Raw genomic sequence first — 25,084 nt, forward strand, 5'->3', positions numbered from 1 at the left:
ACGGCCCCCCACCGACCGAGGCCCGTCCTCACCCTGCCCTTCCCACACCCCACACCCCACACCCCACACTTCCGAGGACAGTACAAGTGGACGACGAACGGTGCCGGATCACGGTGGTGGGTGCCCGGCGGCGGGTCGACCTGGCGATACCCGCCCGGGCCGCCATCGCCGAGTACACCCCGACTCTGCTGCGGCTCACCGGCCAGGAGGAAGAGGACGAGACCTTCCCGGCGGTCTGGTCCCTCGCCCTGCCCGGCGCCAAGCCGTTCTCCCCAGGCGCCTCCCTGACGGAGTCCGGCGTCACGGACGGCGCCACGCTGTACCTGCGGGACGTGGCAGCGGGTGAGTTCGACGAGCCCCTCATCACCGACCTCGACGAACTGGTCCAGGAGGCCGACGAGGAGGGGCTGCGCTGGAACACCCGGCACCGCGCGCTGACCCTGCTCTTCCTCGGCCTGGGCGGGATGGCCGGCGCCCTCGCCCGGTTCGTGGCACTGTCCGTGGACAGCCCCCGTTTCCCGCTCGCCGGGGCGGCGGCGACAGCGGCGGGGTTCGCCCTGGCACTGCTCGCCGGGCACGCCACCCGGCGCGGCTGGCCGCTGGCCCTGCCGGTACGGCTGGGAATGGCGCTGTCGGCCGTACCGCTCCTCGCGGTCAGTGCGCTCCTGCTCCCCTCCGCGCTGGACTCCACCCCCAGGACGGTCGTCGCGGGGGCCGCCGGCGCGCTGGCGGGCGCCCTCGCGGCCCGGCTGGCCGTCAACCATGTGCTCACCCTGACCCCGCTGGTGGTCACCGCCGTGGTGCTGCCCGTCGCGGGTCTGCTGGCCGGCTTCGGCGCCGACGGTACCGAGAGCGCGGCTGTGGTCGCGGTGCTGGCGATGGGCTCGCTGAGCGTGGCCCCGGTGGTCGCCGGACACCTCGTCGCACTGTCCGCCTCCCCCGGCGAGGACACCGCGACCGGCGAGGCCGTCCCGGAGCTGGTCCGCAGGGGCCGCCGGGTGCTGGCCGGGCTGGCCCAACTGCTCTGCGCCGCACTGATCGCCGCTCTGGTGCCACTGGTCACCTCCGAGAATGCCCGCGGCGTGGTCCTGGTGGTGTGCGTGAGCGGTGCACTGCTGCTGCGCGCGGGCGAGCTGAAGATCACCGCGGCGGTGCTGCCGGCGGTCGTGGCCGGTACGACGGGCCTGCTGGCCGTCGCCGTCAGCGTCCCCGGCGAACTCGGCGCGCCAGACTGGGCGGGGCCGCTGGCCGGTCTGCTGGCGGGCGCGGTGATGCTCGGCACCGGCCTGATCCGGTCCTTCCCCGAGGGCGAGCCGATCGGTGAGCGGCCCGCCTGGACCGGCGGGCTGTCCTCGACGCTGGCCCTCGCGGCCGTGCTGCTGGCCGTCGGTTTCTTCGGGGTGTTCGACACCCTGATGAAGCTGGGTGAGTCGATGTGACGACGGCACTGCAGCGCGTCGCCTCCCGCGGCTGGGGGACTCACCGGACCATCGGAGCGGCGGTCCGCGCGGCGGCCGACGGCGCGGTGGTCTCCATCCAGCCCGGCACCTGTACGGAGTCCCTGGTCCTGGACCGCGACATCACCGTGGTGGCCGAGAAGGGCCCGGGGACCGTACGGATCACCGCGGCGCACGGCCAGGCCGTCAGCGTCTCGGCGGGCCGTGTCAGCTCGCGTGAGCTGAAGCTCGAGGGCGAGGACAGGGCCGAACCCGTGGTGCCGGTCAGCGGCGGTTCGCTGGAGCCGGAGCGCTGCGAACTGTCCGGCGGGCGGCTGGAGCCGGCCCGGGACAGCACGGCGCAGGTACGCGGCTGCGCGGTGCACGACGCCGAGCGGGCCGGGGTGCACCTCACCGGGACCGCACGCGGCACCTTGGGAAGCCGGTGGGACGGTCAGGGGGCAGTCGGGCCATGTCGCGTCGGTCATGAGCCGTATCGCCGCCGAGTTCGAGACGGTCGGCGCCGAATGGCAGACCCCCTCCTCCGTGAGCCTCGAAGAGGTGCAGTAGTGGTTCGCGCGCGCACGGAGCGATCTGCACGACCTGCTGGAGGAGGTCGCACGTCGGCTGCGGGTGGCGTACGACAACTACCACGCCATGGAAACCGCCAACTGCCACAACATGACCTGACGTTGCGTGGTCTCCGCCCGGCGGAGCCGCACACCCCGACCGCGGAGTCCCGCATGCCTGGCCTCGCCGACCACGACCTCTCCTCCCTCTCCATCGACCCCACGGGGCTCTCCGACAGCGCCAGGAAGCTGCTGACGCACGCGAAAGAGGTCGCGGACACCATCACCGCGATCAACAACACGCCCGCGGGCCTCGCGCTCGGCTGGGCCGGCCGCACCCAGGAGGAAATGGACAGGATGAACAACCAGTGGACGTCGACCATGCGCGGGCTGTTCGGCACCAAGAACGCCGAGATGTTCCAGAAGTTCCTCCCGGGCCTGAACTCCTCCGGCGGCAGCACCCCCGACTCGTTGCCGCGGGATCGGACGAACGTGTGTCTCGTCGATCTCACAGCCATCACCGCGGACTGGTGAGGGACAGCACGACATGACGCGCATCGCCTTCCACCGTCCCGCCCGGACCTTCCCGCCGTCGTTGCCGGAGAACAGGATCTCGCTGGCCGCCCCGCCCCAGAAACCGCACACCAGCCAGGCAGCGAACTGGCTGGTCGTTCTGGTGCCGCTGCTCAGCAGCGTGAGCATGGCCGCGTACCTGGTCACCTTCGGCCGACCGTGGATGATCATGATGGGCGTGTCCTTCGTGGTGCTGTCCGTCGCCGTCACGCTCCATGTCCGCCGGCAGTCCCGCTCCGCCACCCGGCGGCAGCTGCTGCGCCAGCGGGACCGCGATGTCGAGTACCTCTCGGGCATTCGCGCCCAGGCCCGCGCCTCGGCGGCGGCCCAGCGCGCGGTCGGGGCCTTCCTGCACCCCAGCCCGCACCGGCTGTGGGCCATCGCCGTCGGCCGCCGCCGGGTCTGGGAACGCCGCCCCACCGACGCCGACTTCCTGAAGGTGCGGCTCGGACTCGGCCGTGGCGCAGTGAGGTTGCAGCTCACGCAGAGCGACAAGTCCGACCCGACCGCCCAGTACGAGCCGCTGTCCCAGCGCGCCTCGGAGAAGCCGGCCCGCGACTACGCGACGGTCGGGCTGCAGCCCGCCTGGATCGACCTGGCCGGCAGCGGCGTCGTCAGTCTTCTGGGCCCTGCCGAGCGCACCCGGGTCACCGCCGCGGCGCTGCTGCTCCAGCTCGCCGTGCTGCACGCCCCGGACGACGTCCAACTGGTCGTCCTCGCCGCGCAGGACCCGGACCGGGAGAGCCAGCAGGAGGACGGCTCGCCCTGGGACTGGACCAAATGGCTGCCGCACACCCATGAGACCGCCGCCGGGGGCGTCGCCGCCGGCATCGTGCCGACCGTCGCCCGCCGTCTCGACGGCATCGCCGACGTCATCGAACGACGGCTGGCACGGGCCCGGGCCGAGCGCACCGAGCGCGCCACCCTCTTGTCCTCGGCGCGCGACAAGGCCGCCCCGGGCCGCCGCTGCGTCGTGGTCATCGACGGCTATCGCCCCGACGCCGCCTGGGCCCGTACGCCCCTGCTCGCCGAGCTGCTGGCCGAGGCCGGCCCGGGCAGCGGCATCCATGTGGTCTGTCTGGTGCGCAAGGAGAACGAGGAGCCCGGCCGGGTCGATGTCCGCGCCCGCCTGGAGGACACGGGGGACCTGACCCTGGAGAGCCGGGACCCGAGCCTGTTCAACCCGGTCCAGGACGCCGTCGCCGACGAGGCCGAGCCCGCGCTGTACGAAGCGGTCGCGCGCGCCCTGGCCCCGTTGCGGCTGTCCGGCGAGCGCGACCAGGTGCTCTCCCGTACCGTGTCGCTGCCGCGGATGCTGGGCGTCGGGGACCTCGCCCGGCTCGACCCCACCGCTTTGTGGCGCGCCCCCGACGACGAGAGGCTGCTGAGGATCCCGATCGGGGTGACCGGCACCGGCGAGGACCTGGTGCTCGACCTCAAGGAGTCCGCGCAGGGCGGCATCGGCCCGCACGGGCTGGTCGTGGGCGCCACCGGCTCCGGCAAGAGCGAACTGCTGCGCACCCTGGTCACCGGCCTGGCCATGACCCACTCGCCGGAACACCTCAGCTTCGTCCTGGTCGACTTCAAGGGCGGCGCCACCTTCGCCGGGGTCACCGAACTCCCGCATGTGGCCGGTCTGATCACCAACCTCGCCGACGACCTCGCCCTGGTCGACCGGATGCGTGCCGCGCTCATCGGCGAACAGCAGCGCCGTCGGCGGATGCTGCGCGACGCCGGCAACGTCGACTCCGTCCGCCAGTACCAACTGCTCCAGGCCCAAGGCGGCACCGATGTCCACGGCAGGCCACTGGAGCCAATGCCGTACCTGATGATCGTGGTCGACGAGTTCGGGGAACTCCTCTCCCGGCGCTCGGACTTCATCGAGCTGTTCGTCCAGATCGGCCGGGTCGGCCGGTCGCTGGGCATGCACCTGCTGCTCGCCACCCAGCGGCTGGACGAGGGCCGGCTGCGCGGCCTGGAGTCCCACCTGTCCTACCGGATCTGCCTGCGGACCTTCTCCGCCGCCGAGTCCGAGGCGGTCATCGGCACGGCCGACGCCTACAAGCTGCCGCCGATCCCCGGCTCGGCGTACCTCAAGGTCGACGAGTCGGTCCACGAGCGGTTCCGGGTCGCCCATGTCTCGGGCGTCCACCGGGCGGACGGCGCCGAGCCGGCCCGTACCGGCCCCCCGCCGGAGCCGGTGCCGTACGGGCTGCGCACCGCGGAGCAGGCCCGCACCGGGGACCCGGGGGAGGAACCGGCGCCGGCTCCGGCGCCGCTGCCGGTCGTGGGGGCACGCACCGAGATGCAGGTCGTGGCGGAGCGGCTGCGGCTGTACGGCCGCCCGGTGCACCAGGTGTGGCTGCCCCCGCTGCCACCGCACATCGGCCTCGACTCGCTGCTGGGCCCGGTCGGCGAAGACCCCGACCGGGGCTTCCAGGCCGTGAAGGGCAACATCCCCCTCGGCCGGCTCGTCTTTCCCCTGGGGGTGGTGGACCTGCCGCTGCTGCAGGCGCAGCGCGCCCTGCAGGTCGACCTCGACGGGGCGTACGGCCATGTCGCCATCGTCGGCGCGCCGCAGACCGGCAAGTCCATGGCGCTGCGGACCATCCTGCTCAGCGCGATGCTCACCCACACGCCCGCTGAACTCCATTTCCTCTGCGCGGACTTCGGCGGCGGCTCGCTGGGTCCCTTCGAGCAGGCGCCGCACGTCTCCGGCGTGGCCTCCCGGCACGACGAAGCCGAAGTGCGCCGGGTGCTCGCCGCCGTACGGCAGACCGTCATCGACCGCGAGCGGCTCTTCGAACGGCTCGGGATCGACTCCGCCGCGGACTTCCGCCGGCTGAGGACCCGAGGCGGCCTCCCCGACGGGCAGAACGCGGCCGACATCGTGCTGGTCATCGACAACTGGGCGGCGCTGCGCGCGGCCGTGGACGAGGCCGAGAGCCAGGTGCTCGACATCGCCACGCGCGGCCTCGGCGTGGGAGTCCATCTGCTGATCACCGCCAACCGCTGGATGGAGATACGCACGAACCTGCGTGACGCCATCGGCGGCCGGCTGGAGCTGCGGCTCAACGACACCGGCGAGTCCGCAGTCAACCGCAAGGCCGCCAAGCTGCTGGTCGACACTGTTCCCGGGCGCGGCATCGCACCCCCCGGCGACCTGACGCACATCGCGTTGCCCCGGCTCGACGGGGCGCAGACCACGGAGGGACTCGGCGCCGCGCAGCAGAGCGCGATCGCGGAGTCCGCGGCCCGGTGGACCGGGGCGACCGCCCCGCCGGTGCGGGTGCTGCCGAGCTGATCACCCCCGCCGAGCTGGCTGCCGCGGTCGAGGCCGCGCAGGCGGCCGAGCGCGCCGCGGCGGTGCGGGCTGCCGCGGCGGCTGCCGTCGGCCCAGCGCCCGACACGGAGGCGCTCGCCGCCGCACGAGCCGTCCGCGACGCCCGATCCGCGACGCAGGTGCCCATCCGCATGAGGGAGTCCGACCTGGTCCGGCCACGATCGATCTGGGCGCGGGAGACTCGCACTTCCTGGTCCTGGGCGACTCCGGCTCCGGCAAGACCTCGTTCCTGCGGTCCTGGATGCGGGGAGCGGCAGAGCGCAACTTCGCGCACGACATCCGCTTCATGGTCTTCGACTACCGGCGCTCGCTGCTGGAGACCGTGCCCGACGAGTACCTGGCCGCCCAGGCAGCCGACAACGACCATGCGGCGGTGTACGTCGAGCAGCTCACCGCCAAGCTCAGTGAGCGGATTCCGCCCGCCCCCGGGGATCAGCTCCCGCGAACTGCGGCGGCGCGACTGGTGGACCGGGCCCGAGCTGTACGCCGTCGTCGACGACTACGACCTGGCCGCCGGGCAGGCCGGGCAGCGAGGCCCGCTCGCGCCACTCGCCGAATTCCTCACCCACGCCGCCGACATCGGCTTCCATCTGGTGGTCGCCCGCCGGGTCACCGGGGCAGGGCGCGCACTGATGTCCGATCCTCTGCTCAGCAGGATGCAGGAGTTCGGCACCGGCGGGCTGATCCTCTCCGGCGACCTCCGCGAGGGCGCCCTCATCGGCGACCAGCGCGCGGCCCGCCGTCCTGCGGGCCGCGGTGCCTGGTCAAGCAGCTCAAGGGCACGAAGGCGGTCGCCCAGATGCTGCGCATCTCCCAGCGCACCGTCGAGCGGTACGTGAAGGACCAGATCAAGAAGCCCCGCCCCGACCTCGCCGCGCGCCTGGAGCGCGAGGTGAAGAAGCGGTGGCAGCCTCAGATCCGGGCCAAGGCCAAGGCGAAGGCGGCCAGCACGGGCGGCATCGTCATCGACACCCGGGCCCGCATGGGATACACCGCGCCGATCGGGTCGACGGACCAGGACCGCGTCCGGCACCTGACCGTCGCCCTGCCGCCCGTCTACGCCGCCCGCCTCTTCGACGCCCAGGAGGCCGGAGCCACCGACCAGCAGTTCCAGGAGATCGCGGCCGAAGCGCTGAAGGAGGTGTACTTCCAGGACGGCGGCCGCCGCGCCGACAGCCTGGAGGAGGTCCGGTTCACGGACATCGAGCACCTGGAGTTCGACTTGTAGCAGCCGCGGCGCGAACAGCCCGCGAGCCCCGGTTGTGACTGAGCGCTTCAGTTGGCGAGTGAGCACACGAGTTGGCGACCAGCGCGTTCGCGCTCACGAACCGGGTCGCGATTGAGTTGGACAGACGCAGGGAATGGGCTCACCCACTGGACCTACGTAGCACCGAGAGTCTGTGAGGTGTGCATGGCTGGTTCACGGACCGCGTCGGGGAGCTTATTGGAGCGCTGGGATGAGCGCGGGCTGGCCATAGCCTGTCTTGTCGCCGTCTGCGGATCAGTGACCGCTGCGCTCTTCGGACTGTCTGCCGCCTGGCAGATGCCATTCCTGTTCACGGCAGTCTACGCAATTCTGCGCTCCCTCGTCCCCCTCACCGCATCGAGGCAAGAACTGACCGATCTCCGCGCCGAAGTCGAACTGCTGCGGCGCGACTTCGATCAGGCGAACTCATCACGCATAGAGCATTATCCGGACGCGACGGCTTTTTACAAGGCGGAGGTCGACTATCTCGTCAACCACTGTCCTAGCCATATGGACGCCTGGTATATGCGAATTGAAACGCCGGATGATTTCAGTGCGTCGTCTGCAGCCTTTTCGAACTACTTCCAGGCGGTACTCGACTGGGCGCACAACGGCGGATCGGTGCGGCGCCTGTTCTGCCTCGGCTCGTCCAGAGGGTATGCCAACTGGACAGCACGGCACCGGGAACAGACCCGCCACCTGCGCAGCTACAGCATTCGCCAAGTGAACTGGCCCATCAAGGCCGACCTCATGAGCATGGCCATCATGGACACGAGCGCGGTGTTTCTCGCATTCACCGTCGGTGACCGAGTCCAGGGCATGCGCATTGAGGACAGCGAGGCCGCAGGGTACTTCAAGTCGTACTTCGACCGGCACTGGGAGAACGCCAAGGAGGTGACCCGTACCTCTATGCCGTGAGGTTTGTTCGGAAGGTCTACGCAGCGGGCGCTCGGCTGGTGTAGATAGTCGGCGATCTCTCGCCTTGCATTTCCATGACTGAGTCTGCCGAGAGCGGGAGCTTGCGCATAAGGGGTGAGATCGGCACGCTCGCCACCATAACGCTCAACTCACCAACTGAAGGGCTCAGTCACACCGGTGTGGTCGGGTAGCCGGATCACGTTGCCGGATCCGGCTACCCGACCACATCGGCAATCGAGCTGCCGAGGGGCCAGGCGTTTCGCATCCTCCGCGCTACGTCCTCGACCGGGCCGCGGTCCGGTACTGCTCGACCAGGTTCTCCATGCCGGTCAGGCCGGCCGTCGGGCACCTGGCGCCGGGACCACAGGCGGGCGACGACCTCCTGGTCCACGGGCAGCAGCACCCGGATGGGCACCGGCTCGGGGGCGGAGGGCGTCGTCATGCCCCCCACCGTACGGACGGGCGCCGGGACAGCGGCGCCCGGCGGGACCGGCGCGGGCACCGGCCTCTGTTCACAGGCTGACCATGGCGGACTGGTCCGCATGAGCGATGACGAGCAGCAGCAGGCCCCGCGCCGCGGCAAGGTTCTGGATGCCCTCGCGCGGGCGGAGCGGAAGGTGTTCACCCGACCCGCGCCGAAATCCGCTAGCCTCGCCGTTTCGGTTGGGTACGGCAGCTGGTGGGGCGGAAACGCGAAAGTGCCTTCCTGACCTGGAACGATGAACCTTGCTGAGGGGTTCTGTCGGTCCAGGCGGAGGGCACTTTCTACGTGCAGGCTATCGGGTTGCGTCCCAAGGTCCATGTCAGCGCCGATGGTTCGGGGGTGGTCGGGCATGCCGGGGCACGGCTGCTGGCGGATCTCGCTGATGCCACCGGGCTGACCGCCGCGTACTGCGCCGCTCTCAGGCCGCTTCGGCCGCGCGGGACCGGACACGATCCGGGACGGATCGCCATCGACCTGGCGGTGATGCTCGCTGACGGAGGCGAGGCCATCGCGGACCTGGCAGTACTGCGCGACCAGGGCGAGGTGTTCGGCCCCGTCGCCTCGACACCGACGGCCTGGCGACTGCTCGCCGACACCGACGAGAGGACACTGACCGCTCTGCGCTCGGCCCGTGCCCAGGCCCGGGAAGTCGCCTGGCTGCAAGCCGCCGCGCAAGGTGAGGGAATACCCGCAGTCCGGGCCGCGGGACGCATGCTGCCCGGGCTGGTCCTGGACCTCGACGCCACGCTGGTCACCTGCCACTCCGAGAAAGACCAGGCCGCACCCACCTACAAGGGCGGCTTCGGATTCCACCCGCTGCTGTGCTTCCTCGCGAACACCGGAGAGGGATTGTCCGGCCGGCTGCGGCCCGGAAACGCCGGCGCCAACACCGCGAGCGACCACATCACGGTGCTCGACCAGGCACTCGCGCAGATCCCCGACGCCCACCGGCACGGCACTGACATCCTTGTCCGCACCGACAGCGCCGGATCCGCGAAGGTCTTCCTCGCCCACGTCCGAGATGGGCGGAAACGAGGAATCCGTACCTTCTTCTCAGTCGGATACGCGGTCACCGAGCCTGTCCGCCACGCGATCCGAGCCATGCCCGACCGTCTCTGGCATCCCGCCCTGGACCAGGACGGCTCGCTCCGCGCCGGCGCCGAGGTCGCCGAGCTGACCGGCATGGTCGACCTGACCGGCTACCCGGCCGGCACGCGCATCATCGTGCGCCGCGAGCGACCACACCCCGGCGCCCAGCTGTCCCTGTTCGACCAGGACGAGGGCCTGCGGCACCAGGTGTTTCTCACCGACACTCCCTACTCCGGTGGTGGTTCCGCCCAGTTCCTGGAGGTCCGTCACCGCGGGCATGCCACCGTCGAGGACCACATCCGGTGCGGCAAGACCACAGGCTTCGGCCGTTTCCCCTCCCGCCACTTCGCGATCAACTCGGCCTGGCTCGAACTCAGCCTCGCGGCGATCGACCTGCTGGCCTGGATGCGCGTCCTGCTGCTGGACGGGGAGCTGGCGGCTGCCGAGCCGAAGAAGCTCCGCTACCGGCTGCTGCACGTCGCCGCCCGTCTGACCCGGGGCGGTCGGCGACTGCGCTTGCGGATACCGCAGACCTGGCCCTGGAGAAACGAACTGGCCATGGCCTTCCACCGCCTTGCCGCACTGCCCCGTCCCGCCGGCTGACCGGCAAACCCCTGACCGCCCACGACCCGAAAGACCTTGGAGAACCCGACCCCCGCGCCGGGACTCCGCCATGCTCAAGCAACGAAGTCACCTCGCCCACCTGGCAGCAGACGATCAGCGACGTCTCATCACCCCAAGTGAAACGGCGAGGTTAAAGGGGGAGCCAAGACCGGACGAAGCCCTGTCGACCGGGGCAGGACGGGCAGTAAGCATCACCTGATCACCGACGCCACCGGCATCCCACTCGCGGTCACCCTGACCGGCGGCAACCGCAACGACGTCACCCAGTTGCTCCCACTCCTTGAGGCAGTACCGCCGGTGCGGGGCAAGTGCGGCCGGCCCCGGCGCCGCCCGGACGTGGTGCTCGGCGACCGCGGCTACGACCACGACAAGTACCGCCGGCTCGTCTGGGACCTCGGAGTGAAGCCGGTCATCGCCCGCCGGGGCACCGAGCACGGTACCGGCCTGGGTACCCAATGCTGGTTCGTGGAGAGCGCGTTCGCCCACCTGCACTAGTTCCGCCGCCTGCGGATCCGCTGGGAGATACGCGACGACATCCACGAAGCGTTCCTCACCCTCGGATGCGCACTCATCTGCTGGCGGCGACTGCGCGCTCTGCCATGCGAGAGAGAGCTAGTCGGCCGCCGCGAGTCGTATGAGGACTTCGACGGGAGTGAAACTCCATCCGACGAGACGGGGTCCGCTCCAGTTGATGCCGATCATGAGTCCCTCACTGGCGGCAGCAGGCAGGTCGCTGTCGCGCCAGGCATCCAGAGGCATGGATTCAACCCGTAGCCCATTTGCCCAGATCTTCGCCGCCCGCGCGGCGCGGGCCGACGTCGACCAGTAAGGAAGACTCCGGGTGCCGTCAGCCGCGAGGGGAGCCGGACTCCCCTCGTCATCCCGCACAAGCCAGACCACTCCGCTCTGGCGGACGTCTCGGAAGAATGCTGCTGTTTGCGAACCACTCTGACTCATGATCACCTGAGCCTAACGTTCCGCGCCACTCATTTCGTTAGGAGTTCTAAAAGAGCCCGACGCAAGAGGGCTGCGTTCAATGAAGCCCTCAACCTGCGGTGGAGAAGGGGTACTTCGCAGAGAACCCCCTCAAGGGGCTCCGGTGGCAAGCGCCAGCAGTCAATGAGGAGGTGGATCCGGCCGCCGTTCCCAATCCGGCCCAGGTGCTTCGGCTGCTCGAGGCCGTTGCTCGCCAGCGGGGGCGGGGTGCTCATCTTGAAGCATTCTTCGGTTGCATGTACTTCGCGGCTATGCGGCCAGCTGAGGTCATCCACGTTCGGATCGAGCAATGCCACTTGCAGAAGACGGGATGGGGGATGCTGAACCTCTCGGGCGGGGTTGCCACGTCTGGCAAGGGGTGGACCGACGACGGGGAGGTGCACGAGGTGCACTCGCTCAAGCGTCGTGCGGCAAGCGCGACGCGGCCTGTTCCCATTCCGCCGCAGTTCGTACGCATGCTGCTGACGGCCTTCGAGAGCAGGCGAACCGTCTCATCGAGCAGTCCATGAACGAGTGGCAGCGCGTCAGCCAAGGTGACGTACCCGAGGGCTGAACCGGGGGTTTGGTCCGTGACTGGTCCGGAAGCACTGGTCAGGAGGGGTGCAGTCGTGGGAGGAACTGGGAGTTGGCGCGCAAGCCGGGCCGGTCGAGAGCGGGTGGCAAAGAAGGGCGCCTGACGGGTGAAAACCCAGGTCAGGCGCCCTTTCGCAGGTGTCTAGAAGAAGCCCAGCTTCTTCGGCGAGTAGCTCACCAGCAGGTTCTTCGTCTGCTGGTAGTGCTCCAGCATCATCTTGTGCGTCTCGCGGCCGATGCCCGATCCCTTGTAGCCGCCGAACGCCGCGTGCGCCGGGTAGGCGTGGTAGCAGTTCGTCCAGACGCGGCCCGCCTGGATCGCGCGGCCCGCACGGTAGGCGGTGTTGATGTCCCGCGTCCACACGCCCGCGCCGAGACCGTACAGCGTGTCGTTGGCGATCTTGATGGCGTCGTCGAAGTCGTCGAAGGAGGTCACCGAGACGACCGGGCCGAAGATCTCCTCCTGGAAGATCCGCATGCGGTTGTCGCCCTCGAAGATGGTCGGCTGGACGTAGAAGCCGCCCTTCAACTCGCCCTCGTGCTCGATCCGTTCACCGCCGGTGAGGACCTTGGCGCCCTCCTGGCGTCCGATGTCCAGGTAGGAGAGGATCTTCTCCAGCTGGTCGTTGGACGCCTGCGCGCCGATCATCGTGTCCGTGTCGAGGGGGTGGCCGGTCTTGATCTGCCGGGTCCGCGCGACCGCCGCCTCCATGAACTCGCCGTAGTGGCCCCGCTGCACCAGGGCGCGCGACGGACAGGTGCACACCTCGCCCTGGTTGAGGGCGAACATCGTGAACCCCTCGAGGGCCTTGTCGCGGAAGTCGTCGTCCGCCGACCAGACGTCCTCGAAGAAGATGTTCGGGGACTTGCCGCCGAGTTCCAGGGTGACCGGGGTGATGTTCTCCGAGGCGTACTGCATGATCAGCCGGCCGGTGGTGGTCTCGCCGGTGAACGCCACCTTCGCCACCCGGGGACTGGACGCCAGCGGCTTGCCCGCCTCCACGCCGAAGCCGTTGACGATGTTGACGACGCCCGGCGGCAGCAGGTCGGAGACCAGGCTGAGCCAGTAGTGGATCGACGCCGGGGTCTGCTCGGCAGGCTTCAGCACCACCGCGTTGCCCGCGGCCAGCGCCGGGGCGAGCTTCCACGTGGCCATCAGGATCGGGAAGTTCCACGGGATGATCTGCGCGACGACCCCGAGCGGCTCGTGGAAGTGGTACGCCACCGTGTCGTCGTCGACCTCGCCGAGCGAACCCTCCTGCGCGCGGAGCGCCCCCGCGAAGTAGCGGAAGTGGTCGATGGCCAGCGGAATGTCGGCCGCCAGCGTCTCCCGCACCGGCTTGCCGTTCTCCCAGCTCTCGGCGACCGCCAGCGGTTCGAGGTAGGCCTCCATCCGGTCGGCGATCTTCAGCAGGATGTCCGAGCGTTCGGTGACCGACGTACGGCCCCAGCCCGGGGCGGCCGCGTGCGCCGCGTCGAGCGCCCGCTCCACGTCTTCCGCCGTACCGCGCGCTATCTCGGTGAACGGCTGTCCGTTCACCGGTGACGGGTTCTCGAAGTACTGCCCGCGAACCGGCGGCACGTACTCGCCCCCGATGAAGTGGTCGTAACGCGCCTGGTAGGAGACGATCGCGCCCTCGGTACCGGGCGCCGCGTAACGGGTCATGCCGGAGTGCCTCCTTCGACAGCGCTGCCCGCCGTTGGGCAGCGTCCGTCCGGAGGCTAGGGACGCGCACGTTGCAACCACGTTGCCGCGTCCGGCCGGCGGACCGCCGCCCGGCGCCCGCCCGCCTCCAGCGCCAGTTCTGCCTCCAGAGCCAGCTCCGCCTCCAGCGCCGCGAGGCGCGAGCGGACCGCCGGTGACGGCCGCACCGCGGCGAGCGCCCGCCAGACGTCCAGGTCGTCCTCGCCCCACGGCGCGTGCGCCCAGTCGGCGAGCAGGTCGGGATCGCGGCGGGCGATCAACGCCGTCCGCAGCCCGTCCGCCACGCGGTGCCTGAGACGTACGACCGCCGGGGCCCGGGAGCCGGGCAGCAACGGTCCGGTGTAGGCCGCCGCGGCCGAGGTGACCGCGCCGGTCCGCAGCCGCCGCTCGACGACGCCGACGTCGGACTCGACGGGAACGGTGAGCCGGTACGGCCGTGAGGCCAGCAGGCCCGGGCCGAGGATCCTGCGCAGCCGCGCCAGCTCGGCGCGCAGCGTCACCGGCGTCACCGACTCGTCCTCGTACAGCGCGCACAGCAGCTCGTCACCGGTCAGTCCCTCCGGGTGACGGGAGAGCAGGACCAGTATCTCGCTGTGCCGACGGCTCAGTCTGATCCGGCGCCCGTCCGTGAGCAGCCGCGCCTCGTCGCGGCCCAGCGCGGTCAGCTCGGGCGGGCCGGCGGCCGGCCGCGGCGGATCGAGCAGCGCCAGCTGCGACTCGGCGGCTCGCGCGACCGCCTGCACGAACGCCAGGCTGTGCGGATGCGCGAGCCCGTCCCCGCCGGTGACGTCCACCGCGCCGAGCACCCGGCCGGTACGCGGGTCGTGCACCGGAGCCGCGGCGCACGTCCAGGGCTGCACCCGCCGGATGAAGTGCTCGGCCGCGAAGACCTGGACGGGCCGGTCCACCGCGACCGCCGTGCCCGGCGCGTTCGTCCCCATCGCCGTCTCCGACCACCGGGCGCCCGGCACGAAGTTCATCCGCCCCGCCTTCCGCTGCGTCGTCGGGTGGCCCTCCACCCACAGCAGCCTGCCGTGCGCGTCGCACACGGCGAGCAGATGTTCGCCGTCCGCCGCGAACGTCCCCATCAGCTCCCTGAACAGCGGCATCACCCGCGCCAGCGGATGCTCGGCTCGGTAGGCGCCGAGGTCCCCGTCCACGAGCTCCACGCTCGCCGTGCCGTCGGGCCCCACCCCGGCGCGCGCGGAACGCCGCCAGGACGCGGCGACCACCGGCCGCACCGGTCCCGGCACGGTACCCGCCTCGGTGAACGTCTCATGCGCGCGACGCAGTATCCGCGCACGCTCGGCGGGGTCGGCCCCCGGCTCCAGGGCCACCCACGGCTCGGTCACTCGGCCTCCCCGAAGTGCGATGCGGCTGGGGACATCGTCACCCCCGGCCTGCGCGGGGACAACCTTTTCGACCGGCGTCACCCGAACGTGGTGCCGCCTTTGGACTTCAGGCGAAATTGACGAGCCTTATGTACCGTGTCCAGTCCCAGTTCGGGCCCGGGTCGGTGTGGTCCGTCCCCGGCACCTCGTAGTGCCCGATGATGTGTGCCCGGTCCTTGGGGATGCCGTACTTGGTGCAGATCGCCGCCGTGAGCGCGGCCGACCGCTCGTACAGGGCGTCGGTGAACCAGGCGGGCTGGTCGACCCAGCCCTCGTGCTCGATGCCGATGCTGCGCGTGTTGTAGTCCCAGTTCCCCGCCTGCCAGGCGATGTCGGCCTCGCGGACGCACTGTGCCACGTGCCCGTCGGCCGAGCGCACCACGTAGTGGGCGGACACCTTCTTCTTCGGGTTCTGGAAGATGGACAGGGCGCCGGCGTAGGTCACCTGCGTGACGTGGATGACGACGTAGTCGAGGGGATAGGCGGCCGGCCGGTTCGACACCGTGTAGTTGGAGGTGCTCGCCGGCCGCCACTCGGCGAGCGGGTAGTCGACGGCCTGGGCGTCGGCCCCGGCCCGCGTGCTGGGGAGTAACGCGTAAGGGACGACGGCCAGCGCGGTGCCCTTGAGGAACCGCCGCCTGGTGCCGTCCGGTCTGGTGCTTTCCATGGAGTCCTGCCTCTCGGTCCCTTGTCGTCCCTTGTCGTCCCTTGTCGTGTACCGGTTGAAATGAACGCGGTCCGCCGCCGGATGCGGCTCGCGTGCATCACGGTACGGCGCACACGGGTTGGGCAGGAGGATGATGCGTGGTTCGGTGGACAACGGCGCAATTGTGGATAACTCGGTCACCCGCGCGAGTGGCCGACGCTGCGTCAAAAGGCGGAGTCCGCGGGGAATCAGGCCCGTGCGGCCACGGACGCCGGGTCGTCCAGTACCGCCCGTACCACCGAGTGCGCGGCGCCGAGCAGCGGTCCCTCGGGGCCCAGCCGTGACACCGACACCGGGCAGGCCGGTCCCGCGGTCCGGCGGGCCAGCTCCGCCTCCAGGGACGGCAGCAGCCAGGGGGCGAGCGCGGCCAGCGCGCCGCCCAGGACCACGCTCTCCGGGTCGAGCAGATTGACCGCTCCGGTCAGGGCTATGCCGAGTGCTGTGCCGGCGTCGCGCAGGGCGCGCCGTACGGCCTCGTCGCCCTGCGCGGCCCGGTGTGCCAGCAGTCCCACCCGGTCCTCGCCCGGCTCCAGCCCGGCCGCGCGCAGCACCGCCTCCTCGCCGGCGTACTGCTCCAGGCACCCGTGCCCGCCGCACGGGCACGCGGGCCCCTCCGGACGCACCGGTACATGCCCCAGCTCACCCGCGAAGCCGCGGGTTCCGCGCAGCAGCCCCCCGGCCACGACGACCGCGGCGCCGATGCCGATCTCCGCCGACACGTGCAGGAAATCGCGCGGAATGCCCTCGCCCAGCCAGAGTTCCGCCAGGGCGCCGAAGTTGGCCTCGTTGTCGACCGTCAGCGGGAGATCGGCCGGCAACAGGGCCCCGAGGTCGGTGTCGTGCCACTCGAGGTTCGGGGCGCGGACGACGGTTCGGGCGTCGCGGGCCACCAGACCCGGCACGGCCACCGCGAGCCCCGCCGGCCACAGACCCTCCCGCTCCGCCTCGGCGGTCACCCGGCGCACCAGACCGGTGAGTTCCGCGATCACCGGCTCGGGCGCGCGGCCGCGGTTCGCGCCGTGGCGCACGGCCCGGGACCGTACCTGACCGCGCAGGTCGACCGCACAGACCGCCAGGTGATCGACGCCGACCTCGGCGCCGATCCCGGCGGGGCCGCGTCCGCTGACGGCCAGTGCCGAACCGGGCCGGCCCACCCGGCCGGGCCGCTCGGGGCCCAGTTCCTCCAGCAGCCCCGTGCGTATCAGCTCGTCCACGAGGGTGGACACGGCCGCCCGGGTCAGCCCGATGCGCGAGGCGACGGCGGCACGGGAGAGCGGGCCCTCGGCGCTGACGGTGTGCATCACCCGGGCGAGGTTGCGGCGGCGCATGCCCTGCTGGGTGTCGGGCAGTGCCCGCCCCGGTCCGGCCGGGCGGGCCTCGTGCAGGGGTGCGGTCATGCCTCCGTGTCCTCAGTGAGCGCCGGTGCCCCGCTCCAGCAGCGGGGCCGCGTCGGAGAGTACCCCGGAGATCCTGGCCAGGGTCGCCTCGTCCCGTTCCACGGCCTCGAGCACCGGGCCCGCGGCCGTGTTCCAGCGCCGCGCGACCGCGGCCGGGTCCTCGCCGGTCAGCAGGCCCGCCGCCTGGGCGGCGGCGCCCAGCGCCACCAGCTCCTTGGCCTCGGGGACCTGGACCGGGCGTCCCGACAGACGGCGCACCGTCCGCTGCCAGGCCGCACCCCGGGCGCCCCCGCCGATCAGCAGCAGCGGGGCCGAGCGGTCCGCGTCCTCGTCGAGGACCAGGTCGAGCGCCCCGAGCAGCGAGTGCACCGCGCCGTCGTAGGCGGCCTGCAGGAGCTGGCCGGCGGTCGTGTCGTGACGCAGCCCGTGCAGCAGGCCCGAGGCGTTCGGCAGGTTCGGGGTGCGCTCGCCGTCCAGGTAGGGCAGGAGGGTGACGGCTGTGGTGGGCTCCACGGCCTCGCGGTCCAGGCCCAGCAGCGACGCGATCCGGTCGACGGCGAGCGTGCAGTTCAGCGTGCAGGCCAGCGGCAGCCAGTCGCCCCGGGCATCGGCGAAGCCCGCCACGGTGCCCGTCGGGTCGGCGGGCCGGTTCGCCGACACCGCGTACACCGTGCCGGAGGTGCCGAGACTCATGACCGGCGTGCCGGGACGCAGTCCGAGGCCGAGCGCGGCGGCGGCGTTGTCGCCGGTGCCGGGGGCGACCAGGGTGCCCTTGGAGAACGGCAGATCGTGGCTGTCGCGCACGGTGCCCGCCACCTCGCCGGGCCGCACCACACGGGGCAGCAGCGCGGGATCGAGCCCCACGTGGGCGAGGGTCTCCTCGTCGTACGACTCCGTCCCCGAAGCCCACCAGCCGGTCCCGGACGCGTCACCGCGGTCGGTCGTGCCCTGCCCGGTGAGGCGTTCGGTCAGGTAGTCGTGCGGCAGGCGGACCGCCCTGGTCGCGCGGACCGCCTCCGGCTCGTGCTCGGCGAGCCAGGCCCACTTCGTGACGGTGAAGGAGGCACCGGGCACGCTCCCCGTGCGCTCGGCCCAGGCCTTCGGCCCGCCCAGCTCCTCGACGAGCCGGCGGGCCTGCGGCGCGGAGCGCACGTCGTTCCACAGCAGGGCCGGGCGGACCGGCTCACCCCGGTCGTCCAGCGTGACCAGGCCGTGCTGCTGCCCGCCGATCGACACCGCGGCGGCCTCGTGCGCCGCGTCGCCGCACTGGCGCAGGGCCTCGCACAGCGCGTCCCACCACTGGCGCGGGTCGCTCTCGCGGCCGGCGCCCGAGGACACGGTGTGCGGTGCCTGGCCGCTCGCGACGACCTGCCCGGTGGCCGCGTCGACGACGAGCGCCTTGGTGGACTGGGTGGACGTGTCCACGCCGACGACGAGCGGACCTTCGGCTGCTGACATGCTCTCCCTCTTTCCGCGGCTCTACGGCTCTGACCTGCTGGTTCGAGGGCGTCCGAGTCAAGATCACCCGGACATCACCTCTTCGGGGACATCGTGTCCCTTCCCAGGGATGCGTCCGCATACTAATTTGTAAACCGCCATGACGAAATAGTCGCAAGCGAGCAAGGAGCCGCGGCATGAACTACCAGCCCACCCCCGAGGACAGGTTCACCTTCGGCCTGTGGACCGTCGGCTGGCAGGGAAGGGACCCGTTCGGCGACGCCACACGGCGTGCCCTCGACCCCGTCGAGACGGTGCAGCGCCTGGCCGAGCTCGGCGCCTACGGCGTCACCTTCCACGACGACGACCTGATCCCCTTCGGGTCCTCCGACAGCGAGCGCGAGTCGCACATCAAGCGCTTCCGCCAGGCTCTCGACACGACCGGCATGACCGTGCCGATGGCCACCACGAACCTCTTCACGCACCCCGTCTTCAAGGACGGCGCGTTCACCGCCAACGACCGCGACGTGCGCCGCTACGCGCTGCGCAAGACCATCCGCAACATCGACCTCGCGGTCGAGCTGGGCGCGAAGACGTACGTCGCCTGGGGCGGCCGCGAGGGCGCCGAGTCCGGTGGCGCCAAGGATGTGCGCGTCGCCCTCGACCGTATGAAGGAGGCCTTCGACCTCCTCGGCGAGTACGTCACCTCCCAGGGCTACGACCTGCGCTTCGCCATCGAGCCCAAGCCCAACGAGCCGCGCGGCGACATCCTGCTGCCCACCGTCGGCCACGCCCTCGCGTTCATCGAGCGCCTGGAGCGGCCGGAGCTGTACGGCGTCAACCCCGAGGTCGGCCACGAACAGATGGCCGGGCTGAACTTCCCGCACGGCATCGCCCAGGCGCTGTGGGCCGGAAAGCTCTTCCACATCGACCTCAACGGCCAGTCCGGCATCAAGTACGACCAGGACCTCCGCTTCGGCGCCGGCGACCTGCGCGCCGCCTTCTGGCTCGTCGACCTCCTGGAGAGCGCCGGTTACGACGGTCCCCGCCACTTCGACTTCAAGCCGCCGCGGACCGAGGACTTCGACGGCGTGTGGGCGTCGGCCGCGGGCTGCATGCGCAACTACCTCATCCTCAAGGAGCGTTCGGCCGCCTTCCGGGCCGACCCGGAGGTGCAGGAGGCGCTGCGCGCGTCGCGTCTGGACCAGCTCGCGCAGCCGACCGCGGCGGACGGGCTCCAGGCGCTGCTCGCGGACCGCGGCGCCTTCGAGGAGTTCGACGTGGAGGCGGCCGCCGCGCGCGGCATGGCCTTCGAGCAGCTCGACCAGCTGGCGATGGACCACCTGCTGGGAGCGCGCGGCTGAGCACACGCACGCGCGTGTGCGCGCCTTGAGCGGGCACACGCGCGTGCTCGATCACCGATGCGCACGGACCCAGGCGCGCACCTGGGATCACCGATGCGCACGGGCACACGTCGCGCACGCCCTCCGCGCGGACAATGCTCCGGAATCGTGCCGTCCATGGCATGGTGCCGTACCGACCTCCGCGCGGAGGCCGTCTCGTCGCCGGACGCGGGCGACGCTGGTCGGTATGGCCATCCCGCCCGTACCGCCTCAGCCGCCCGGCCCACCCGCGCCGTCCGGTCCACCCGAGCCCTTCGGTCCGCCCGCGCCGTCCGGTCCACCCGAGCCCTTCGGTCCGCCCGCGCCGTCCGGTCCGCCCGAGCCCTTCGGTCCGCCCGCGCCGTCCGGGCCGGGACGGCGCCGGAGGCCGGTCTTCGTGCTGCTCGTCGTGCTCGTGGCGGCGGCGGCCGTCACCGTGGTCGTGCTGCTGTCGGTCTCCTCGGGCAGCGGCGACTCGCCCGGCGGGAAGCCCGCCGGGGACGGCGCGAGCGGCGGCCGCACGCCCTCGCCGTCCCTGAACCTCCCGTCGGGACTGCCGAGCGAGCTGCCCACCGCACTGCCGTCCCGGCTGCCCACCGCACTGCCGTCCCGGCTGCCCAGCGGGCTGCCGAGCGGCATCCCGAGCGATCTGGAGTCGCTGATCCCCTCCCTGACGGGCGGCGCACTGCCGTAGCCGTCCGGGAGCGCGCCGCGTGCGCGTGAGCCGCGTCGCCTGTGGCGTCTCACGCGCCGGCGACGCGCGCGGCCGCGCCGCCGTCAGACGCCGTGCGGCAGCCGCACGTACGTCACCGTCGTCTCGACCCCGCTGTCGACCAGCCGGCCCCGCGCGTCGAACGCGCCCGCGCCGTCCGTCATCCCGAAGTCGTTGTCGTTGATCAGGGCGAGCGTGTCATGGTCCACGCGCGCGACACCCTCGATCTTCCCGGGCACGCCGGCGACGGCGCCCAGGTCGACGACGAGCCGCTTGCCGAGCACCGGGACGCCCGCGGCGGCGGGGTCGTCGAGCTGCTCCAGGGAGGGAGACGTCGTGTCGTCGTCCCAGGGACCTCCGAGGATGTCGGCGTTCTTGTCCAGCTTCACGAGCTGCAGACGAGCCGCCTTGTCCGTGCGTTCCTCCACCAGCAGCCGGTCACCGCCGACGGCGACCACGGAGGAGATCTTCAGCTCGGAGGTGTCGTCCTCGCTCGGGTCCACCACACTCACCGGGTCGAAGCGGTACGCGTACTCGGCGGTGACCGCCTTCCTGCCGGGGGAGAAGCGCAGCAGCCGGGTCGTGCGGGAGGCCTCCCCGGCGCCCGTGTCCGGCAGCGACAGCGGGCTCTGCAGGGCCATCACCAGGTCCCCGCCGGGCAGTTGCGCAAGGCCCTCGAAACCGCGGTTCGTCTTGCGGTGCAGCAGAACGGAGGGCAGCGCCTCGACGACCGGATAGTCGGCGCCCGTGAGGCCGAGCCCCTTCGGGACGTAGCGCGTGAGGACCTGCCCGCGCGCGGAGACGTGCACGAGCGAGGGCCCGTACTCGTCGACGAGCCAGAAACTCCCGTCCTGCGCACGCACGATGCCCTCGGTGTCGAGCCCGTTCGGGTCGTGGGCGAGCGCCGTCCGCGCGTCGTAGGAGTACGGGGCCTCGTCGCGCCCCGCCTGGTTCGGCAGCCCGGTGACGGGCTCGCCGGAGGCAGTGGTGAGCGGGACGGCGTCCAGCACCCGCACGGTGTCGCCCGACACGCGGATCTTCACGATCGCCGGATCGAAGCCCGGCACCGGGAAGGTGCGGCGCTTGGCGCCGTTCACCTTGATCTGGCCGTTGGGTCCGCGGTCGGTGACCGTCCAGAACTCGCCCTTGCGGCCGGCCGGGTAGATGTCGCTGCCGATGCCGCCGAGGTCGACGCCCCGGTCGTCGTCCACCGTCCCCGGCAGCAGGGCGTTGCTGAACGCGCCGAGCGGGATGTCGCCGAGCGTCGCCGAGCGGGTCACGTACGCGTCCTTCGGCGCGGCGCCCGAGGCCGGGCCCGCGGCCACGAGTGCACCGAGCACGGCGAGCGGCACACCCGCCGCGACGGAACGTCTGACACGGCGCCGGACGGTGGCGTGCGGGGACATCGGGCCTCCTGGGGAGAAGTTCGCTGACAGCGGCAAGGTTTGGGCCCCAGGGCGAACGCGCTCCGACCGTCCGGTGAACTCGGGGCGTCGGGCACCCGAGCACGTCGCTGTCGCCAGCGGCGCGCGCGTCTTCCGGTCTCAGGGATGCGTCGGGGGCGTGACTCAGGGACGTATCAGGGTCGCGATGCGGAACCGCGGGAAGCGCGGACCCGTTTTCACGACAGAGAGCGGCAGTGGCCGCGAAGGAGGCGACGCACATGTCGAAGAACGCGAAGATCGCCGCAGGAGGTGTGGCGGCCGGACTGATCCTGCTGATCTGGCTGCCCTGGTGGGCCGCGCTTCTGATAGTCCTGGGAGTCCCGGCCGCCGCCTACCTCGCCCTGGACCCCTCGCAGCGGCGGCGACTGCGCCGCGTCACCCGCAAGGAGCTCGGCCGCTGAGGCGCTAACGCGCGGAAACGGCCCGGTCGGACAGGGCGCAGGAGCCGACCACGTCGCCGTCCGCGGGCCTGGCCACGGTATGGTCCGCGGGCGGCTGCGCGCCTCGTTCCACCCATGACACCAGCGCGTCGAAGGCCGACCGGTAGCAGGGCAGGATCGGCCGCAGCCGGTCCGGATAGGTGTCGTACAGGCCGTCGACGTGCGTGCCGCCCTGGATCGTGTAATAGCGGTGCAGGAGGCCGCGTCCGCTCCCGTCGACCATGCGGGCGTACACATCGGAGTCGGCGGCCGCGGGCAGCAGCGCGTCCAGGTCGCCGTGCAGCGTGATCAGCGGCTTGCCGATGCGCCCGGTCAGCGACACCCGTGCCACGGCGCGATGGACGGACGCGGGCCGCGACGCGAAGTCGTACGCCGCGTCGGATGCGCACGGCGCCAGGATCTGCTCCGTGGTGGTCCCGGCCGAGGAGCCGGGGCAGGCGGCGTCGTAGCCCGGGTCGAACTCCGCACGGTAGATCTTCTGCGTGAGCCCCCAGTAGGCCTTCTCGTGGTACGGCCACAGGAACTCGGAGCCGCGCGCGAATCCCACCGCGTAGAGGTCCTCGTCCCGTGCCGTTCCCAGCGTGCGCGCCACGGCGGCCGGCAGCGAGGTGAGCAGGCTGGGACCGTCCTCGGTCCACAGGGCGCCCTCCCAGTCCACGCCGCCGTCGTACAGCTCCGGGTGGTTCTCCAGTTGCCAGCGGGTGAGATAGCCGCCGTTGGAGATGCCGGTCATGTACGTACGGCGCGGAGCGTGGCCGTACCGCTGGGCCACGGCGCGCTTGGCGGCCCGGGTGAGCTGGGTGGTCCGCGCGTTCCACTCGGCGACCGCGTCACCGGGCCGGGTGCCGTCGCGGTAGAAGTCGACCCCGTTGTTGCCCTTGTCGGTCGCCGCGTACGCGTACCCCTGGGCGAGGACCTGGTCGGAGATCGCCGTGTCGGTCGCGTACTGCTTGCGCGTGCCGGGTGCGCCGGTGACCACCAGACCGCCGTTCCAGTGGTCCGGCAGCCTGATGACGAACTGGGCGTCGTGGCGCCAGCCGTGCGTGGCGTTGAAGTGCGAGGAGTCCGGGAAGTAGCCGTCGATCTGCACCCCGGGCACTCCGGAGGGTTTGGGGGTCGCCCTGGCCGTCAGCCCGGCCTGGTCGGCCACGTCGGTGTACTGCGTGCCGGCGAGCCCGGCCGTCGTCAGGTCGGGCAGACAGGCGCTCTGCTGGAAGGCCGCACCCGGCGCGTGGACCCGCGTCTGCCACGCGCAGTGCCCCACGTCGTCGGCTCCCGTGGCCGAGGCGGGGACCGGCCAGGTGAGGGTCGCCGCCGCGAGCGCGGCGACGACGGGCGGGACATGACGGGACGGACGCATGGCAGCCTCCAGGCAGGCGGAAGGAAACGGCGACCGGTGGGAACAGGGCGCCGGGGCTGCCTCATGGTGCTGTCAGGCGTATGCCGCATCCATGGGCTGGGGCCACATGGAACGACCTCGTCACATAGGGATCGAGGACAGGAGTGGAAGTGAGGGTTGGGCGTGCGTCCACGGACCGGCGCGTGGATCAGCTGGGACGGACGGCCATCTTGTCGAGCGCCTCCAGCAGACCCGGCAGTTCCGGCCCCCTGCCCACCGGCAGCACCTCACCCGGCTCCTCGTCGAGCAGCACGAACGCGATGTCGTCGGTCCGGGCGACGAGCGACCAGCCGGGACCGTCGGCGCGCAGGGTCCGCGCGTCACCCGGGGCGAAGGACGACCGGACGCGGCCCAGCGGCGGGGGCGTGTCCACGTACGCGCGTGCCTCCGCGAGGACCCGCCGGATCCTGCTGGAACCCGCGCTCCCATCCGCCTTCCTCACCCGCTCGGCGCTCGCCGCCCCGCCGGCGTCCTCGGAGATCTCCGCGCCCTCGGAGGGCTCGGAGGCGCCCGGCGCCGACGGGAACTCGGAGTCGTCGATCTGCTCCCGCCACAGCGCCCACTGCAGCGCGATCTCGTCGGCCCCGAGCCGGCGCTGGGCAGGCCCCCACGTGGAGGTGTCCGGCGACGACAGCGGAGGCCGCTCGGCGACCTCCGGGTCCGGGTCGTGCGGGTCGGGCACGCCGGGGGCCGCGACGGCGACCGCGAGCGGCCAGCCGGGCAGGGCGGCGACGACCGAGCGCTCGTCGGGCGACAGGTCGTACTCCATGCCGCAGTCCCAGGACGCGATGGCGACGGCGACCAGGGAGACGTCGTCGACGACGACGGTCCAGCGGGCCCCCTCGCCGTCCTGGCCGAGCACCAGACCGTAACCGTCGGCCAGCGGCGCAAGGCCGAGCGCCGCGCAGGCCTCCGGGTAGTCGTCGCCCAGCACGCTCGGGAACTTCGCCGGCGTCAGCAGCACCGCCGTGAGCACATAGAGCGCGTCGTCCGCGGCGGCGACGGCGTCCTCGTCCGTCCCGGCCATCCCAGCCTCCCCATCGGTTCGTCCAACGGCGCGCACCCTAATCCGACCGGAAGGCGCTTGTCACGACTCCCCGGCCACGCGGAGCTGCGCAGTTTTCCGGCTGGACGGGGCGAATCGACCGCTCATCGACCCGCGCGACGGGCCGCCGGGACCCCCACGAGCGCCCGGGCGACGGCGCCCCGCCCGACTCCC

The 25,084-nt window shown here is 71.8% G+C and carries 22 protein-coding genes and 3 pseudogenes; 14 read left to right on the top strand and 11 right to left on the bottom strand.

From position 1 onward, the window contains the following. The first annotated feature begins 86 nt into the window (after positions 1–86). The gene (gene eccD, locus AB0G63_RS10080; RefSeq protein ID WP_360747149.1) at positions 87–1,439 is read left to right on the top strand and encodes a type VII secretion integral membrane protein EccD; all 1,353 of its coding nucleotides are present in this window, start codon (positions 87–89) and stop codon (positions 1,437–1,439) included. A gap of 40 nt (positions 1,440–1,479) precedes the next feature. On the opposite strand, the gene AB0G63_RS10085 is transcribed toward eccD, so the two are convergent. After that, on the bottom strand, positions 1,480–1,794 hold the full coding sequence (locus AB0G63_RS10085; protein ID WP_360747152.1) for a hypothetical protein: 315 nt from the start codon (positions 1,792–1,794) through the stop codon (positions 1,480–1,482). Positions 1,795–2,179: 385 nt separating this feature from the next. Between AB0G63_RS10085 and AB0G63_RS10090 the strand changes: the two genes are divergently transcribed. The 6 genes and pseudogenes from AB0G63_RS10090 (at position 2,180) to AB0G63_RS10115 (ending at position 8,085) form a co-directional block, all read left to right on the top strand. Then, entirely contained in the window at positions 2,180–2,539 is a 360-nt protein-coding gene (locus AB0G63_RS10090; protein ID WP_360747155.1) for a hypothetical protein, read from the top strand. A 13-nt stretch (positions 2,540–2,552) separates the two neighbouring features. Continuing rightward, positions 2,553–5,882 (top strand): type VII secretion protein EccCa, encoded by a 3,330-nt coding sequence (gene eccCa, locus AB0G63_RS10095; RefSeq protein WP_360747158.1) that lies wholly within the window; start codon positions 2,553–2,555, stop codon positions 5,880–5,882. 205 nt (positions 5,883–6,087) lie between these two features. Further along, positions 6,088–6,273: pseudogene (locus tag AB0G63_RS10100) on the top strand (FtsK/SpoIIIE domain-containing protein); the annotation flags it as partial. Positions 6,274–6,325: 52 nt separating this feature from the next. Further along, entirely contained in the window at positions 6,326–6,760 is a 435-nt protein-coding gene (locus AB0G63_RS10105; RefSeq protein WP_360747439.1) for a hypothetical protein, read from the top strand. Then, positions 6,682–7,149 carry an XRE family transcriptional regulator gene (locus AB0G63_RS10110; protein ID WP_360747422.1) on the top strand — a complete coding sequence of 156 codons (468 nt, stop codon included), beginning with the start codon at positions 6,682–6,684 and terminating at the stop codon, positions 7,147–7,149. The genes AB0G63_RS10105 and AB0G63_RS10110 overlap by 79 nt, the downstream gene beginning before the upstream one ends. 183 nt (positions 7,150–7,332) lie before the next feature. Further along, positions 7,333–8,085 (top strand): hypothetical protein, encoded by a 753-nt coding sequence (locus AB0G63_RS10115; RefSeq protein WP_360747161.1) that lies wholly within the window; start codon positions 7,333–7,335, stop codon positions 8,083–8,085. A 214-nt stretch (positions 8,086–8,299) separates the two neighbouring features. Here AB0G63_RS10115 and AB0G63_RS10120 read toward each other — a convergent pair whose 3' ends face one another. Next, positions 8,300–8,527, bottom strand: coding sequence for a hypothetical protein (locus AB0G63_RS10120; protein ID WP_360747163.1), 228 nt, complete (start codon positions 8,525–8,527; stop codon positions 8,300–8,302). Positions 8,528–8,627: 100 nt separating this feature from the next. Between AB0G63_RS10120 and AB0G63_RS10125 the strand changes: the two are divergent. The 3 genes and pseudogenes from AB0G63_RS10125 to AB0G63_RS10135 form a co-directional block, all read left to right on the top strand. Next, positions 8,628–8,732: pseudogene (locus AB0G63_RS10125) on the top strand (terminal protein); the annotation flags it as partial. Positions 8,733–8,824: 92 nt separating this feature from the next. Next, a complete protein-coding gene (locus AB0G63_RS10130) occupies positions 8,825–10,261 on the top strand; it encodes an IS1380 family transposase (RefSeq protein ID WP_360747425.1) in 1,437 nt (478 codons plus the stop codon). A 159-nt stretch (positions 10,262–10,420) separates the two neighbouring features. Beyond that, positions 10,421–10,873 (top strand): annotated as a pseudogene (locus AB0G63_RS10135) (IS5 family transposase); the annotation flags it as partial. A gap of 21 nt (positions 10,874–10,894) precedes the next feature. On the opposite strand, the gene AB0G63_RS10140 reads toward AB0G63_RS10135, so the two are convergent. Beyond that, on the bottom strand, positions 10,895–11,239 hold the full coding sequence (locus AB0G63_RS10140) for a DUF2750 domain-containing protein (RefSeq protein ID WP_360747166.1): 345 nt from the start codon (positions 11,237–11,239) through the stop codon (positions 10,895–10,897). Positions 11,240–11,337: 98 nt separating this feature from the next. On the opposite strand from AB0G63_RS10140, the gene AB0G63_RS10145 reads away from it, so the two are divergent. Beyond that, the gene (locus AB0G63_RS10145) at positions 11,338–11,787 is read left to right on the top strand and encodes a hypothetical protein (RefSeq protein WP_360747169.1); all 450 of its coding nucleotides are present in this window, start codon (positions 11,338–11,340) and stop codon (positions 11,785–11,787) included. A gap of 206 nt (positions 11,788–11,993) precedes the next feature. On the opposite strand, the gene adh is transcribed toward AB0G63_RS10145, so the two are convergent. The 5 genes from adh to xylB all read right to left on the bottom strand — a co-directional run bounded on the left by adh (position 11,994) and on the right by xylB (position 18,508). After that, positions 11,994–13,517, bottom strand: coding sequence for an aldehyde dehydrogenase (gene adh, locus AB0G63_RS10150; RefSeq protein ID WP_360747172.1), 1,524 nt, complete (start codon positions 13,515–13,517; stop codon positions 11,994–11,996). A gap of 56 nt (positions 13,518–13,573) precedes the next feature. Further along, positions 13,574–14,908, bottom strand: coding sequence for a GAF domain-containing protein (locus tag AB0G63_RS10155; RefSeq protein ID WP_360747175.1), 1,335 nt, complete (start codon positions 14,906–14,908; stop codon positions 13,574–13,576). Positions 14,909–15,014: 106 nt separating this feature from the next. Continuing rightward, positions 15,015–15,614 carry an N-acetylmuramoyl-L-alanine amidase gene (locus tag AB0G63_RS10160; protein WP_360747178.1) on the bottom strand — a complete coding sequence of 200 codons (600 nt, stop codon included), beginning with the start codon at positions 15,612–15,614 and terminating at the stop codon, positions 15,015–15,017. Between the two features lie 227 nt (positions 15,615–15,841). Continuing rightward, entirely contained in the window at positions 15,842–17,050 is a 1,209-nt protein-coding gene (locus AB0G63_RS10165; RefSeq protein WP_360747181.1) for an ROK family transcriptional regulator, read from the bottom strand. Positions 17,051–17,062: 12 nt separating this feature from the next. Beyond that, on the bottom strand, positions 17,063–18,508 hold the full coding sequence (gene xylB, locus AB0G63_RS10170; protein ID WP_360747184.1) for a xylulokinase: 1,446 nt from the start codon (positions 18,506–18,508) through the stop codon (positions 17,063–17,065). A 176-nt stretch (positions 18,509–18,684) separates the two neighbouring features. Here xylB and xylA point away from each other — a divergent pair, with 176 nt between their 5' ends. Together xylA and AB0G63_RS10180 are read left to right on the top strand one after the other, a co-directional pair. Continuing rightward, complete coding sequence (gene xylA / locus AB0G63_RS10175; RefSeq protein WP_360747186.1) at positions 18,685–19,851, top strand: xylose isomerase; 1,167 nt, start codon at positions 18,685–18,687, stop codon at positions 19,849–19,851. A 415-nt stretch (positions 19,852–20,266) separates the two neighbouring features. Continuing rightward, positions 20,267–20,563, top strand: a complete 297-nt coding sequence (locus tag AB0G63_RS10180; RefSeq protein WP_360747189.1) for a hypothetical protein — start codon at positions 20,267–20,269, stop codon at positions 20,561–20,563. An 83-nt stretch (positions 20,564–20,646) separates the two neighbouring features. On the opposite strand, the gene AB0G63_RS10185 is transcribed toward AB0G63_RS10180, so the two are convergent. Continuing rightward, positions 20,647–21,987 carry an esterase-like activity of phytase family protein gene (locus AB0G63_RS10185; RefSeq protein WP_360747192.1) on the bottom strand — a complete coding sequence of 447 codons (1,341 nt, stop codon included), beginning with the start codon at positions 21,985–21,987 and terminating at the stop codon, positions 20,647–20,649. A gap of 257 nt (positions 21,988–22,244) precedes the next feature. On the opposite strand from AB0G63_RS10185, the gene AB0G63_RS10190 reads away from it, so the two are divergent. Next, complete coding sequence (locus AB0G63_RS10190) at positions 22,245–22,427, top strand: hypothetical protein (protein ID WP_073943599.1); 183 nt, start codon at positions 22,245–22,247, stop codon at positions 22,425–22,427. 4 nt (positions 22,428–22,431) lie between these two features. Here AB0G63_RS10190 and AB0G63_RS10195 read toward each other — a convergent pair whose 3' ends face one another. Further along, positions 22,432–23,826 (bottom strand): tannase/feruloyl esterase family alpha/beta hydrolase, encoded by a 1,395-nt coding sequence (locus AB0G63_RS10195; protein WP_360747195.1) that lies wholly within the window; start codon positions 23,824–23,826, stop codon positions 22,432–22,434. Between the two features lie 187 nt (positions 23,827–24,013). Next, a complete protein-coding gene (locus AB0G63_RS10200) occupies positions 24,014–24,892 on the bottom strand; it encodes a hypothetical protein (RefSeq protein ID WP_360747198.1) in 879 nt (292 codons plus the stop codon). Positions 24,893–25,084: the final 192 nt, after the last annotated feature.

This window comes from Streptomyces sp. NPDC020996 (assembly GCF_040641355.1).
In the GTDB taxonomy this organism is placed as follows: domain Bacteria; phylum Actinomycetota; class Actinomycetes; order Streptomycetales; family Streptomycetaceae; genus Streptomyces.

Bases quoted from the DNA above. Each gene is read 5' to 3' on its own strand.
- AB0G63_RS10165 (WP_360747181.1), bottom strand. From the start codon at position 17,050: ATGACCGCACCCCTGCACGAGGCCCGCCCGGCCGGACCGGGGCGGGCA.
- AB0G63_RS10115 (WP_360747161.1), top strand. From the start codon at position 7,333: ATGGCTGGTTCACGGACCGCGTCGGGGAGCTTATTGGAGCGCTGGGAT.
- xylB (WP_360747184.1), bottom strand. From the start codon at position 18,508: ATGTCAGCAGCCGAAGGTCCGCTCGTCGTCGGCGTGGACACGTCCACC.
- AB0G63_RS10120 (WP_360747163.1), bottom strand. From the start codon at position 8,527: ATGACGACGCCCTCCGCCCCCGAGCCGGTGCCCATCCGGGTGCTGCTG.
- AB0G63_RS10200 (WP_360747198.1), bottom strand. From the start codon at position 24,892: ATGGCCGGGACGGACGAGGACGCCGTCGCCGCCGCGGACGACGCGCTC.
- eccCa (WP_360747158.1), top strand. From the start codon at position 2,553: ATGACGCGCATCGCCTTCCACCGTCCCGCCCGGACCTTCCCGCCGTCG.
- adh (WP_360747172.1), bottom strand. From the start codon at position 13,517: ATGACCCGTTACGCGGCGCCCGGTACCGAGGGCGCGATCGTCTCCTAC.
- xylA (WP_360747186.1), top strand. From the start codon at position 18,685: ATGAACTACCAGCCCACCCCCGAGGACAGGTTCACCTTCGGCCTGTGG.
- AB0G63_RS10140 (WP_360747166.1), bottom strand. From the start codon at position 11,239: ATGAGTCAGAGTGGTTCGCAAACAGCAGCATTCTTCCGAGACGTCCGC.
- AB0G63_RS10185 (WP_360747192.1), bottom strand. From the start codon at position 21,987: ATGTCCCCGCACGCCACCGTCCGGCGCCGTGTCAGACGTTCCGTCGCG.
- AB0G63_RS10195 (WP_360747195.1), bottom strand. From the start codon at position 23,826: ATGCGTCCGTCCCGTCATGTCCCGCCCGTCGTCGCCGCGCTCGCGGCG.
- AB0G63_RS10090 (WP_360747155.1), top strand. From the start codon at position 2,180: ATGCCTGGCCTCGCCGACCACGACCTCTCCTCCCTCTCCATCGACCCC.
- AB0G63_RS10190 (WP_073943599.1), top strand. From the start codon at position 22,245: ATGTCGAAGAACGCGAAGATCGCCGCAGGAGGTGTGGCGGCCGGACTG.
- AB0G63_RS10160 (WP_360747178.1), bottom strand. From the start codon at position 15,614: ATGGAAAGCACCAGACCGGACGGCACCAGGCGGCGGTTCCTCAAGGGC.